Genomic DNA, 13,148 nt, shown 5'->3' on the forward strand with positions numbered 1-13,148 from the left:
GTGGCCCGGCCGCCCGGCGCACGCCTCGGGCCGGGCCGCCGCCATGGGCCCCTGGACCCAGGGACCCAGGGACGCGGAGGTCTCAGCTCTCCGGCGGTGGCTCCGCCGCCGGGTCGGGGGCGTCCTCGCGCCGGATCAGCACCATGCCCGAGTCCAGATCGATCGGACCGCGACAGGGATCGCTGTCGCCGACATCGGTCCGGCTGAGCGCCAGGCGGTTGCGCTCATCGGACGCATGCTTCTGACCAGGCGCAAAGATTTCGTCGAACACCGAGAACACCGGCGGTACACCTCCTGCTCCGGGCACACCGCTCGACTCCGGAGCCTCCGGCTAGGTCACCTTCAGCCGGAGGATCCTGTCGTCTCCCGCTTCGGGTGTGCCCCGGCCGTCCGTCTCGCTGGTCACCAGCCAGAGGCCGGAGCCGCCCACTGCGAGAACCGTGCGCAGTCGTCCGTACTCCTCTTCGAAGAACGCCTGTGGCCGGGCGGCGAGTTCCCGTCCCGACAGCGGAATCCGCCACAGCCGCTCCCCCCGGAGCGCCGCCATCCAGATCGAGCCCTTCGCGTACGCGATACCGCTCGGCGACGCCTCGTCCGTACGCCACTGGGCCACCGGGTTCACAAAGCGGGAGTCGTCGCTCCTGCCCTCCACCTCGGGCCAGCCGTAGTTCTTCCCCGGCTCGATCAGATTGAGCTCGTCCCAGGTCTTCTGGCCGAACTCCGAGGCCCACAGCCTGCCCTCCGCGTCCCAGGCAAGCCCCTGCACATTGCGGTGGCCCAGCGAGTAGACGAGCGAGCCGGGCTCGGGATTGTCCGGTGCGGGCCGGCCGTCCGGCGTCATCCGCAGGATCTTGCCGCCGAGGGACTTCGGGTCCTGCGACAGCCCGGTCTCACCCGTCTCGCCCGTCCCCGCGTAGAGCATCTTGTCCGGGCCGAACGCGATCCGGCCGCCGTTGTGGATGACCCCCTTGGGAATGTCCCGCAGAATCGTGTCCGGTGCGCCCAGCTGCTTGCCCGTGGCCTTCCGCTCGTCGAACAGCATGCGGGCGACGCGGTTGTCCGACTCGGTGGTGAAGTAGGCGTACAGCTGGCGGTCCGAGGCGAAGCCGGGGGAGAGCGCGAGCCCCATCAGCCCCCCTTCACCGCCGGGGGAGACGCCCGGCACCGAGCCGATCTCCGTCTTCTTGCCGCTCTCCGCGTCGACCCGGGTGATCGTGCCCTCGTCACGCGAGGAGATCAGCAGATCGCCGTCCGGCAGGGCCGTCGCGCCCCACGGTGAGTTCAGCCCCTTGGTGAGCGTGGAGACCACCTTCGCGGAGCCCTTCGCGGGCGGGGCGGACGGCCCCGGGGAACTCTTCGAGGCGGTGGGGGAGGGCGCGGGCGCCGAGGTCGTCGCCCCCGGCGCACCCCCGCCGCCGTCCGACGAGCATCCGGCGGCCAGCACCGCCACCACAGCGGCCAGCACGGCCGTCACACCAGGACGTTGCACAGTTCCGATCCTTTCGACGGCTGCTTGAGCCATGCGCGTAACCTTCCTACACCCCACGCGCCCCTCGCGTTCCACATCTCCGCGTTCGGATACGGACGAATGCGGATGGTGCTGATGGATACGGGCGGATGCTGACGGATACTGACGGGTACGGACCAGCGACCGCCGCACCCCTGGTCCGGCCCCGTCCGACCCGGCCCACGCACCCCCGGTCCGACCCGGCTCGACCCGGTCCGACCCGGCCCGCCCCCAGAGCCCCCGTCAGTCCCAGGACCCGCGTGCCTCCGGCAGCCCCGCGACCTCCCACACATCGCGCGGCGACAGCCCCAGCCGGGCCGCCGACGCGTTCTCCACCGCCCACTCCTCCCGCTTGGAGCCCGGCACCGCCACCACGTTCCGCCCGCGCCCCAGCACCCACGCCAGCGCCACCTGCGCCGGGGTCCACCCCGGCCCGTGCCGCCGTGCGATCCGGCGCAGCCCCGCCACCACCGGCTGGTTCGCCGCCATCATCTCCGCGGTGAACCGCGGGTGCCGGGCCCTGATGTCATCCGGTTCGAAGCCCTGCCCCGGCGTCAGCGTCCCGGTCAGAAACCCGTTCCCCAGCGGCATCGCCGCCAGAAACCCGACCCCGCGCGCCTCACACCACGGCAGCAGCCGCTCCAGCGCCTGCGGCGACCACACCGAGAGCTCCGCCTGCACCGCGCTCACCGGGAACACCTGCTGGAGTCGCTCCAGCTGACGGATCGTTCCCTCGTACAGATGGCCGCTCACCCGCCGGGTTCCGCGCGCCCCCTGCGGACGCACCCCCATCGCGCACATCCCCAGCGCCCGCACCTTCCCGGCGCTCACCAGCTCCGCCATCGCGCCCCAGGTCTCCTCGACGGGCACCTCGGGATCGGCGCGGTGCAGCTGGTACAGATCGATGACATCGGTCTGGAGCCGCCGCAGCGAGGCGTCGCACGCCCGCTTCACATAGCCGGGACGGCCATTGGCCACCACATGCTGATCACCGACCAGCAGCCCGACCTTCGTCGACACGAAAGCGTCCCGCCGCCGCTGCTTCAGCGCCCGGCCGATGAGCAGCTCATTGGTGAAAGGCCCGTACATATCGGCCGTGTCCAGCAGTGTGGAGCCCGCGTCCAGCGCGGCGTGCACCGTACGCACCGACCGGTCCCCGCGCCGCTGGGAGGCCGTGTAGGCCCAGTTCATCGGCATACAGCCGAGTCCGACCGCCCCCACCTCCAGAGCCGCCGCACCGAGTGTCCTGCGCTCCAACTGCCCTTACCCCTCCCTCAGCCGCCCCCCAAACTAACCAATGCGCACCGCCCCGCTGAGCCCAGCCTCACCCCGATTAGCCTTCCGACCATGACGTCAGACGTATGGCTCCCGCTGCCCGCCGATGAGATCGACGGGCTCCCCTCGCCCCTGGAGTCGGGGCTCCACTACCGTTTCTGGGACGGCGGCCCGGACTTCCCCGCCGACCCGGCCGACTGCGTCTTCTACACCGTCCCCTACCTCAAAGCGACCGAGATCGTGGTGCGCCCGCTCCCCGCGATGACGTCCCTGCGGGTGGTTCAGACACTCTCCGCAGGCACCGACCATGTGCAGCAGGCCCTCGGAACCCTCCACTCCGGCGTACGCCTCTGCAATGCCAAGGGCGTCCACGAGGCGTCCACCGCCGAGCTCACCCTCGCGCTCATCCTCGCCTCGCTCCGCGGCATCCCGGGGTTCGTCCACGGCCAGCGGGCGGAGGAGTGGCGCTCCGGCTTCTATCCGGCGCTGGCCGACAAGTCCGTACTGATCATCGGATACGGGTCGATCGGCGCGGCCATCGAAGACCGGCTCGTTCCGTTTGAGGTGGCGCGGGTGGTACGCGTCGCGCGCTCCGCGCGCACAACGGCGCGCGGGGAAGTGCACCCACTCACCGATATGCCCTCTCTGCTCCCGGACGCCGACATCGTGATCCTCTCCACCCCGCTGACCGAGCGGACCCGGGGGCTGGCCGGCGCGGAGTTCCTGGCCGGGATGAAGGACGGCGCGCTTCTGGTGAACGTCGCCCGCGGCCCGGTGGTGGACACCGGGGCCCTGCTCGCCGAGGTGGAGACCGGGCGCATCACCGCCGCCCTCGATGTCACCGACCCCGAACCGCTGCCCTCCGGGCATCCCCTCTGGCACGCCCCTGGAGTGCTGATCAGCCCGCATGTAGGCGGTTCCACTTCCGCTTTCGCGCCCCGCGCCGAGCGGCTGCTCGCACGTCAGATCACCCGTTTCGCCGCCGGGAGACCGCTGGACAACGTCGTACTCACCACCGAATAGCCCCAGCCTTCCACCGCCCCCGGCCCCACGGGCACCATGGCAGCGGCACCCGACCCGGCCCCGACCCGGCCCCGACCTTCCCCGTCCCGCAGCCGTCACAAGCGAAAACTCTGCGAAGTCATCCGATCGCTCCGCGTGCCTGCGTGGCGAATGATGGTCACTGAGAGTAGAGGAGCTATGTCCCTGAGTGACGATCCTGGTGTATCGTCCCGACCTGGGGGTCGCACCGGAGCAAGGGGCGGTGCGATATCGCGACCTGACTGCCGATCAGACTTCGAGGGGGGCGACGGGCGATGCACGGCCAATGGACCAAAGATCCGACACGGCGAGGACGTCGACGACGACCTTCCTACATCTCGAAGCACGGCGCGGCGACACCGCGAGGAGCGGACCGATGAGCGCCCCGGGAGCACTCCTGGCCCGTGAGTCGGTCCCCACCGGCACCGCACTGATCACCCAGCTCCTCCTCGCCCTCGTCTGCGCCGGCTACGCCGTGGGCGCCGCCTTCGGCTGGGGATCCCGGGAACTGGCAGTGATCATGGGCGACTTCGGTCTCAGCGCCGGAGCCCTGGTCGCCGCCGTCTCCTGCTTCCTCTACGCCCGCTCCAGCCCGCCCCGGGTGCGGCCCGCCTGGCTGCTGTTCGCGCTCTCCTCCGCCATGGCCTGCGCGGGAAACGCGGTCTGGGGCTGGTACGAGGTGGTGCTCGACCGAAGAGTGCCGAGTCTGTCCATCGCGGATCTCTTCTTCCTCTGCTTCGCCCCACCCGCCATCATCGGCCTGCTCGTCCTCGCCAAACGCCCGGTGACCCGGTCCGGCTGGGTCTGTCTGGGCCTCGACGCCTGGCTGATCGGCGGCTCGCTGCTGACCCTCTCCTGGAGCCTCGCGCTCGCCCACACCACCCGTGTCCAGGGCGAGAGCGTGGCTCCAGCCGCACTCTCGCTCGCCTATCCGCTGCTGGACATCGTGCTGGTCAGCATGGTGCTCGCGCTGCACTTCCGGCGCTCGTCCGGCAATCGCTCCGCCATCAACACCGCCATCGGCGCGCTCGCCCTCACCGTGCTGTGCGACGCGCTCTTCACCTCCCCGCTGCTGCGCGAGAGCTACCGCTCGGGACAGCTGCTCGACGCGGGCTGGTTCGCCGGCTCGCTGCTGCTGGCCTACGCCCCCTGGGGCGCCCGCCGCACGATCGAGGCGGTGAGACCGCCGCGCCCGCCGTGCCGGCCCGGCGCCCCGGTCGCCGGCTCGCTGGCCGCCCTCACCCCGTATCTCGCGGCGGCCGTCTGCACGCTCGGCATTCTCTACAACGTCGTCGAAGGGCGCACGATCGACCGCGTCGTCGTCCTCACCGGCTGTACGGTCGTGCTCGCCCTGGTGGTCCGGCAGGGCATCATGCTCCTCGACAACATCGCGCTCACCCATGAGCTGGCCCAGAAGGAGAACTACTTCCGCTCGCTCGTCCAGGGCTCCAGCGATGTGATCATGATCGCCGCTCCCGGCGGGACGCTGCGCTATGTGAGCCCCGCCGCCACCGGCGTCTACGGACGGGACGCCGAGGAGCTGATCGGCTGTCCGCTCTCCTCCCTCATCCACCCCGACGACCTCGGGCGGGTGCTGCACGAAGTGCGCAGATTCCTCGCCGCGCCGTCCGCCGGCGAGCCCACCGCCCGCATCGAGTGCCGATTCAAGTCCGGCGGCGGCGACTGGCTCAATGTGGAGTCCACCGTCAACCGGCACCAGGGCGGGCTGATCTTCAACAGCCGCGACGTCACCGAACGGGTCCGGCTCCAGGCCCAGCTCCAGCACAGCGCCGAGCACGACACCCTCACCGATCTCCCCAACCGGGCGCTCTTCACCGAACGCGTCCGCCAGGGGCTCACCGGAAGACGCGCGGGCGACCCGGGCACCGCCGTGCTCTTCATCGACCTCGACGGCTTCAAAGGGGTCAACGACCGGCTCGGCCACCAGGCCGGCGACGAGCTGCTGATCCAGGCGGCCCGCCGGCTGGCCGACTCCGTACGCTCCGGGGACACGGCGGCCAGGCTCGGCGGCGACGAGTTCGCCGCCCTCATCCTCGGCGACGGCATCCGCGACCAGGCCGCCCGTGAGAGCCAGGTCGTCGAGATCGCCGACCGGCTGCGGCTCACCCTCTCCCAGCCCTACCGCATCGACGGCAACGACGTACGGGTGGCCGCCTCCATCGGGGTCGCCTTCGCCGAGCCGGGGATCACCCCGACCGATCTGATGCGCAACGCCGACCTCGCGATGTACCGCGCCAAGGCCGGCGGCAAGGACCGGGTCGAGCTCTACGTACCCCAGATGCAGGCCGAGGTGGTGCGCCGCACCGAGCTGGCCGCCCGGCTCCGCAGCGCGCTGCACGAAGGCGAGTTCGCCCTGCTGCACCATCCGGTGGTCAGTCTCACCACCGGCCGGATCGAGGCCGTCGCCGCCCGGGCGCGGTGGCGCTCCTCACAGGGCATCCTCTTCACCCCGGCCGAGTTCCTGCGGGTCTCCGGCGACAACGACCGCACCGCCGAGCTGGGGCGGTGGCTGCTGGAGGAAGCCGTGGCCCAGGCCGCCGAGCGGGCCAGACTCGGCCATCGGGTCCCGGTCTCCGTCCGGCTCTCCGCGCGCCGGCTGCTGGACAGATCGCTGCCGATGAGCACGGTGGAAGCCCTGCTCACCCGGCACGCACTGCCCTCCGGGGCGCTGATCGTCGAACTGGCGGACAGCGATCCCCGCGTCTGTCTGGACGATCTCGAACAGCGGCTGGTCTCCCTGCGCAGACTCGGAGTGAAGATCGCGCTCGACGGCTTCGGCAATGGACACGCGGCCTTCACCGCACTGCGCAGGCTCCCCGTCGACATACTGAAACTGGACCGTGGCCTGGTCGAGGGCATCGTGGAGTCCGCCCGGCTGCACAAGATCACTAACGGGCTGCTCCGGATCGCCGGCGATCTCGGCCTCCAGTCGGTGGCCGACGGCGTGGACGTCCCCGAGCAGCTCATCGCCCTGCGGGCCATGGGGTGCACACACGGCCAGGGCATGGCCTTCTCGGGCCTGCTGGACGAGTACCGGCTGCGCCGGGCCCTGGCGCGCGACGACTTCCCGGTGCCCGCCCGTATCGCCCTGCCCGTCGCCCACCGATGGCGCGTCGAGCACCCTCAGTGGACCAAATAGTGAGACGCGCATCCCACCCGCTTGACAGTCATACGCTGTCGGAGGGAGGGTCTGTGCCATGCGCACCCGAATTCTCGTACTTGGAAAGCGCGTCGGCTGAACGGGGACCTGCCCAAGGTCCCCGTTGACACCCACCGACGCGCTCCCCTCGCTTGCCTCACGGCACGGGGGGTTTTTTGTTGCACCGGCACCTGTGCCCCAGCGTAGAAAACCCCACAAAACCCTCAGTCACACCAGGCGAGACCCCCAGTCACACCAGGCGAAACCCCCAGCGGCACCGAGCAGAACCCCCAGCAGCACCGAGCCACACCGAGCAGACCCCCAGCCACACCGAGCAGGACCCTCCCTCAGCTTCAGCCCTCAGCTTCGAGAAGAGAATGCCGATGACCGAGCAGGCCACCGGGGCCCACCATCCGCAGCCGCGGGCCCGTACCGGCGGACACCCGACCGCCGCAGTTGAGCACGTCACGGGCGCGCAGTCCCTCATCCGCTCTCTTGAAGAAGTGGGCGCCGACACGGTATTCGGCATCCCCGGCGGCGCGATCCTCCCCGCCTACGACCCGATGATGGACTCCACCCGGGTCCGCCATGTCCTCGTCCGCCACGAGCAGGGCGCCGGTCACGCGGCGACCGGCTACGCCCAGGCCACCGGCAAGGTCGGCGTCTGCATGGCCACCTCGGGCCCCGGCGCCACCAACCTGGTCACCCCGATCGCCGACGCGCACATGGACTCCGTCGCCATGGTCGCCATCACCGGTCAGGTCGCCTCCAAGGCGATCGGTACCGACGCCTTCCAGGAGGCGGACATCGTCGGCATCACCATGCCGATCACCAAGCACAACTTCCTGGTCACCAAGGCCGAGGACATCCCGCGCACCATCGCCGAGGCATTCCACATCGCCTCCACCGGCCGCCCGGGGCCCGTCCTGGTCGACATCGCCAAGGACGCCCTCCAGGCACGGACCACCTTCAGCTGGCCGCCCACCCTGGACCTGCCCGGCTACCGCCCGGTCACCAAGCCGCACGCCAAGCAGATCCGCGAGGCCGCCAAGCTGATCACGCAGGCCAAGCGCCCGGTCCTCTATGTCGGCGGCGGGGTCCTCAAGGCCCGCGCCACCGCCGAGCTGAAGGTCCTCGCGGAACTCACCGGAGCCCCCGTCACCACCACCCTGATGGCGCTGGGCGCATTCCCCGACAGCCACCCGCTGCACGTCGGAATGCCGGGCATGCACGGTTCGGTCACCGCCGTCACCGCACTCCAGAAGGCCGACCTGATCGTCGCCCTCGGGGCCCGTTTCGATGACCGCGTCACCGGCAAGCTGGACAGCTTCGCCCCGTACGCGAAGATCGTCCACGCCGATATCGACCCGGCCGAGATCGGCAAGAACCGCACCGCGGACGTTCCCATCGTCGGCGACGCCCGCGAAGTCATCGCCGATCTGGTGCAGGCCGTCCAGGCCGAGCACAGCGAGGGCCACACCGGGGACTACGGCCAGTGGTGGAAGGACCTGAACCGCTGGCGCGAGACCTACCCCCTCGGCTACGACCAGCCCGACAACGGCAGCCTCTCCCCGCAGCAGGTCATCCAGCGCATCGGACAGCTCGCCCCCGAGGACACCATCTACGCGGCCGGAGTCGGCCAGCACCAGATGTGGGCGGCCCACTTCATCGAGTACGAGAAGCCCGCCACCTGGCTGAACTCCGGCGGCGCCGGAACGATGGGATACGCGGTCCCGGCCGCCATGGGCGCGAAGGCCGGAGCCCCCGACCGCACCGTCTGGGCCATCGACGGCGACGGCTGCTTCCAGATGACCAACCAGGAGCTCACCACCTGCGCGCTCAACAACATCCCGATCAAGGTCGCCATCATCAACAACGGCGCGCTCGGGATGGTCCGCCAGTGGCAGACCCTGTTCTACAACCAGCGCTACTCCAACACCGTGCTGCACTCCGGCCCCGGAGCCTCCGGCAAGGAGCCCAGCGCCGGCACCCGCGTCCCCGACTTCGTCAAACTCGCCGAGGCCATGGGCTGCCACGCGCTGCGCTGTGAGTCCCCGGACGAGCTCGACAAGGTCATCGCCGAGGCCAACGCGATCAACGACCGCCCGGTCGTGATCGACTTCATCGTCCACGAGGACGCCATGGTCTGGCCGATGGTCGCCGCCGGCACCTCGAACGACGAGGTCATGGCCGCCCGGGGCGTCCGCCCCGACTTCGGCGACAGCGAAGACGACTGAGCGAGCAGAGAGAGACGAGAGACCGACCCATGTCCAAGCACACGCTCTCCGTCCTGGTCGAGAACACCCCAGGCATCCTCGCCCGGATCGCCGCCCTGTTCTCCCGCCGGGGCTTCAACATCGACTCGCTCGCCGTCGGCGTCACCGAGCACCCCGACATCTCCCGCATCACCATCGTGGTCAGTGTCGAGAGCCTGCCGCTGGAGCAGGTGACCAAGCAGCTCAACAAGCTGGTCAACGTCCTCAAGATCGTCGAGCTGGAGCCCGGCACCGCGATCCAGCGCGAGCTGGTGCTGGTGAAGGTCCGCGCGGACAACGAGACCCGCTCCCAGATCGTGGAGATCGTCCAGCTGTTCCGCGCCAAGACCGTGGACGTCTCGCCCGACGCGGTCACCATCGAGGCCACCGGTTCGAGTGACAAGCTGGAGGCGATGCTCAAAATGCTGGAGCAGTTCGGCATCAAGGAACTGGTGCAGTCCGGCACCATCGCCATAGGGCGCGGCGCCCGGTCCATCACCGACCGATCGCTGCGCGCCCTGGACCGCAGCGCGTAGCGCCCCCACCCCCGGCGCCGCCGGCGGTCCTGGTGGCCCGGTGCCCGCCACCGGGCCACCGCACCCGCCCGCATAGCACGACGGCATCCGCCCGTATGCCGAGACCCGAAGACTTCCGCGTCCATCCCCGCCGTACGGTGGGACGCACACCTGTACACCAAGGAGAATCCCAGTGGCCGAGCTGTTCTACGACGACGACGCCGACCTGTCCATCATCCAGAACCGCAAGGTCGCGGTCATCGGATACGGCAGCCAGGGCCACGCCCACGCGCTGTCGCTCCGTGACTCGGGCGTCGACGTCCGCGTCGGTCTGCACGAGGGTTCCAAGTCCAAGGCCAAGGCCGAGGAGCAGGGCCTGCGCGTGGTGACCCCGGCCGAGGCCGCGGCCGAGGCCGACGTCATCATGATCCTGGTTCCGGACCCGATCCAGGCCCAGGTCTACGAGGAGTCCATCGCGCCCAACCTGAAGGACGGCGACGCGCTGTTCTTCGGCCACGGCCTCAACATCCGCTACGGCTTCATCAAGCCGCCGGCCGGTGTCGACGTCGCCATGGTCGCCCCGAAGGGCCCGGGCCACCTGGTGCGCCGTCAGTACGAGGAGGGCCGCGGCGTTCCCTGTATCGCCGCCGTCGAGCAGGACGCCACGGGCAACGGCTTCGCGCTGGCCCTGTCGTACGCCAAGGGCATCGGCGGCACCCGCGCCGGCGTCATCAAGACGACCTTCACCGAGGAGACCGAGACCGACCTCTTCGGCGAGCAGGCCGTGCTGTGCGGCGGCGCCTCCGCGCTCGTCAAGGCCGGCTTCGAGACCCTGGTCGAGGCCGGGTACCAGCCGGAGATCGCGTACTTCGAGTGCCTCCACGAGCTGAAGCTGATCGTGGACCTCATGTACGAGGGCGGCCTGGAGAAGATGCGCTGGTCGGTCTCCGAGACCGCCGAGTGGGGCGACTACGTCACCGGCCCGCGCATCATCAACGAGGGCACCAAGGACGAGATGCGCAAGGTCCTCGCCGAGATCCAGGACGGCACGTTCGCCCGTAACTGGATGGACGAGTACCACGGCGGTCTGAAGAAGTACAACGAGTACAAGAGCCAGGACGAGAACCACCTCCTGGAGACCACCGGCAAGGAGCTGCGCAAGCTCATGAGCTGGGTCGACAACGACGAGGCGTAAGCCGAGGGGTGAGGGGCCGGGACGCGGGACGTTCCGGCCCTTCGCCGTTGCCGCCGGCCCCGGGACACTCCGGGCGCGCTCCGGGGCTTCTCCACTTCGTCCAGCCACGGATGGGTGATCCTGCCGTGAAGGCGCAAGACAAGGCCCGGGGCACCACTACAATTCTCAGCAACACATACGCGTCAGGCCCACAGTGTCGTGCGTCTTCCACGCGGCTAGCCCCCTCCACCGCCTGCGGCCGTCGGGACGGCCGTCCGCACTGGACTTGTGAGGACTCACGTGAGCTCGAAACCTGTCGTACTCATCGCTGAAGAGCTGTCGCCCGCCACTGTGGACGCGCTCGGCCCCGACTTCGAGATCCGCCATTGCAACGGCGCGGACCGGGCCCAGCTGATCCCCGCCATCGCCGATGTGGACGCGATCCTGGTCCGCTCCGCCACCAAGGTCGACGCCGAGGCCATCGCCGCCGCGCGGAAGCTGCGCGTCGTCGCCCGCGCCGGAGTCGGTCTGGACAATGTCGACGTCTCCGCCGCCACCAAGGCCGGCGTGATGGTGGTCAACGCCCCGACCTCCAATATCGTCACCGCCGCCGAGCTGGCCTGCGGACTGCTGGTCGCCACCGCGCGCAATATCCCGCAGGCCAACACCGCGCTGAAGAACGGCGAGTGGAAGCGCTCCAAGTACACCGGCGTCGAGCTGAGCGAGAAGGTCCTCGGCGTCGTCGGCCTCGGCCGCATCGGGGTCCTGGTCGCCCAGCGGATGTCCGCCTTCGGTATGAAGATCGTCGCCTATGACCCCTATGTGCAGCCCGCGCGGGCCGCGCAGATGGGCGTCAAGCTGCTGACGCTCGACGAGCTCCTCGAAGTCTCCGACTTCATCACCGTCCACCTCCCCAAGACGCCCGAGACGCTCGGACTGATCGGCGACGAGGCCCTGCACAAGGTCAAGCCGTCCGTCCGGATCGTCAACGCCGCGCGCGGCGGGATCGTCGACGAGGAGGCGCTCGCCTCCGCGCTCAAGGAAGGCCGGGTCGCCGGCGCGGGCCTGGACGTGTACGCCAAGGAGCCGTGCGTCGACTCCCCGCTCTTCCAGTTCGACCAGGTCGTCTGCACCCCGCACCTCGGCGCGTCCACCGACGAGGCCCAGGAGAAGGCGGGCATCGCCGTCGCCCGTTCCGTGCGGCTCGCGCTCGCCGGAGAGCTGGTCCCGGACGCGGTCAACGTCCAGGGCGGTGTGATCGCCGAGGACGTCAAGCCCGGACTGCCGCTGGCCGAGCGGCTCGGCCGGATCTTCACCGCGCTCGCGGGCGAGGTCGCGGTCCGTCTCGACGTCGAGGTGTACGGAGAGATCACCCAGCACGATGTCAAGGTGCTCGAACTCTCCGCGCTCAAGGGCGTGTTCGAGGATGTCGTGGACGAGACCGTCTCCTATGTCAACGCCCCCCTCTTCGCGCAGGAGCGCGGTGTCGAGGTGCGGCTGACCACCAGCTCGGAGTCGCCCGACCACCGCAATGTCGTCACCGTCCGGGGCACGCTCTCCGGCGGCGAGGAGGTCTCCGTCTCCGGCACGCTCGCCGGTCCCAAGCACCTCCAGAAGATCGTCGCGATCGGTGAGCACGATGTGGATCTGGCGCTCGCCGACCACATGGTGGTCCTGCGGTACGAGGACCGCCCCGGCGTCGTCGGCACCGTCGGCCGGATCCTCGGCGAGGCCGGGCTGAACATCGCCGGTATGCAGGTCTCCCGGCATGAGGAGGGCGGCGAGGCGCTGGTCGTGCTGACCGTCGACGACACCGTGCCGCCCACGGTGCTCGCCGAGATCTCCGAGGAGATCGGGGCGGCCTCCGCCCGCTCGGTGAACCTCACCGACTGATCGGCTCACCCGTCCGGCGGCTCCCGCCGGCCGACGAGATCGTGTACGGGCGAGGGCCCGGCGCACCCGCACCCCGGGACGCGCCGGGCCCTCGCCCGTACCCCGCTGATCAGGGCCTCAGCCGATCCGGTGCTCAGCCGATCCGTGCCCCCGTACCCCTGCTACAGACGGGCCGCCTTGAGCGCCATGTGCAGCAGCAGCCGGTCCTCGCCGTCCGCCAGATCGAGGCCGGTCAGCTGCTCCACCCGGGAGAGCCGGTAGTAGAGCGTCTGCCGGTGGACGCCGAGCGCGGACGCGGTGCGCCCGGCCTGGCCCGCGCAGTCCAGGA

Annotated in this window: 10 protein-coding genes; 6 read left to right on the forward strand and 4 right to left on the reverse strand. The window is 70.2% G+C overall.

From position 1 onward, the window contains the following. Positions 1 to 82: 82 nt before the first annotated feature. The 3 genes from FF041_RS09375 to FF041_RS09385 all read right to left on the reverse strand — a co-directional run bounded on the left by FF041_RS09375 (position 83) and on the right by FF041_RS09385 (position 2,764). Entirely contained in the window at positions 83 to 280 is a 198-nt protein-coding gene (locus FF041_RS09375; RefSeq protein WP_323391502.1) for a DUF6191 domain-containing protein, read from the reverse strand. Positions 281 to 331: 51 nt separating this feature from the next. Continuing rightward, a complete protein-coding gene (locus FF041_RS09380) occupies positions 332 to 1,489 on the reverse strand; it encodes a PQQ-dependent sugar dehydrogenase (protein ID WP_323391504.1) in 1,158 nt (385 codons plus the stop codon). A 261-nt stretch (positions 1,490 to 1,750) separates the two neighbouring features. Then, a complete protein-coding gene (locus tag FF041_RS09385; protein WP_153484603.1) occupies positions 1,751 to 2,764 on the reverse strand; it encodes an aldo/keto reductase in 1,014 nt (337 codons plus the stop codon). A 90-nt stretch (positions 2,765 to 2,854) separates the two neighbouring features. On the opposite strand from FF041_RS09385, the gene FF041_RS09390 reads away from it, so the two are divergent. The 6 genes from FF041_RS09390 to serA all read left to right on the forward strand — a co-directional run bounded on the left by FF041_RS09390 (position 2,855) and on the right by serA (position 12,820). After that, positions 2,855 to 3,805: a 2-hydroxyacid dehydrogenase gene (locus FF041_RS09390; RefSeq protein WP_153521958.1), complete on the forward strand. Its 951-nt coding sequence runs from the start codon at positions 2,855 to 2,857 to the stop codon at positions 3,803 to 3,805. A 394-nt stretch (positions 3,806 to 4,199) separates the two neighbouring features. Beyond that, positions 4,200 to 6,983 carry a putative bifunctional diguanylate cyclase/phosphodiesterase gene (locus tag FF041_RS09395; RefSeq protein ID WP_153521960.1) on the forward strand — a complete coding sequence of 928 codons (2,784 nt, stop codon included), beginning with the start codon at positions 4,200 to 4,202 and terminating at the stop codon, positions 6,981 to 6,983. A gap of 377 nt (positions 6,984 to 7,360) precedes the next feature. Then, positions 7,361 to 9,220 (forward strand): acetolactate synthase large subunit, encoded by a 1,860-nt coding sequence (locus tag FF041_RS09400; RefSeq protein WP_153484598.1) that lies wholly within the window; start codon positions 7,361 to 7,363, stop codon positions 9,218 to 9,220. Positions 9,221 to 9,249: 29 nt separating this feature from the next. Then, positions 9,250 to 9,774, forward strand: a complete 525-nt coding sequence (ilvN, locus tag FF041_RS09405) for an acetolactate synthase small subunit (RefSeq protein WP_153484597.1) — start codon at positions 9,250 to 9,252, stop codon at positions 9,772 to 9,774. Positions 9,775 to 9,946: 172 nt separating this feature from the next. Next, entirely contained in the window at positions 9,947 to 10,948 is a 1,002-nt protein-coding gene (ilvC, locus tag FF041_RS09410; protein ID WP_323391507.1) for a ketol-acid reductoisomerase, read from the forward strand. 279 nt (positions 10,949 to 11,227) lie between these two features. Beyond that, on the forward strand, positions 11,228 to 12,820 hold the full coding sequence (gene serA, locus FF041_RS09415; protein WP_323371893.1) for a phosphoglycerate dehydrogenase: 1,593 nt from the start codon (positions 11,228 to 11,230) through the stop codon (positions 12,818 to 12,820). 161 nt (positions 12,821 to 12,981) lie between these two features. Here the strand turns inward: serA and FF041_RS09420 are convergent. Beyond that, positions 12,982 to 13,148 (reverse strand): helix-turn-helix domain-containing protein (locus tag FF041_RS09420; protein WP_194291975.1); only part of this gene is annotated, 167 nt, incomplete at its 5' end.

The sequence above is a fragment of the Streptomyces jumonjinensis genome (genome assembly GCF_009600885.1).
In the GTDB taxonomy this organism is placed as follows: Bacteria; Actinomycetota; Actinomycetes; order Streptomycetales; family Streptomycetaceae; genus Streptomyces; species Streptomyces jumonjinensis.

Bases quoted from the DNA above. Each gene is read 5' to 3' on its own strand.
- FF041_RS09390 (WP_153521958.1), top strand. From the start codon at position 2,855: ATGACGTCAGACGTATGGCTCCCGCTGCCCGCCGATGAGATCGACGGG.
- FF041_RS09395 (WP_153521960.1), top strand. From the start codon at position 4,200: ATGAGCGCCCCGGGAGCACTCCTGGCCCGTGAGTCGGTCCCCACCGGC.
- FF041_RS09400 (WP_153484598.1), top strand. From the start codon at position 7,361: ATGCCGATGACCGAGCAGGCCACCGGGGCCCACCATCCGCAGCCGCGG.
- ilvN (WP_153484597.1), top strand. From the start codon at position 9,250: ATGTCCAAGCACACGCTCTCCGTCCTGGTCGAGAACACCCCAGGCATC.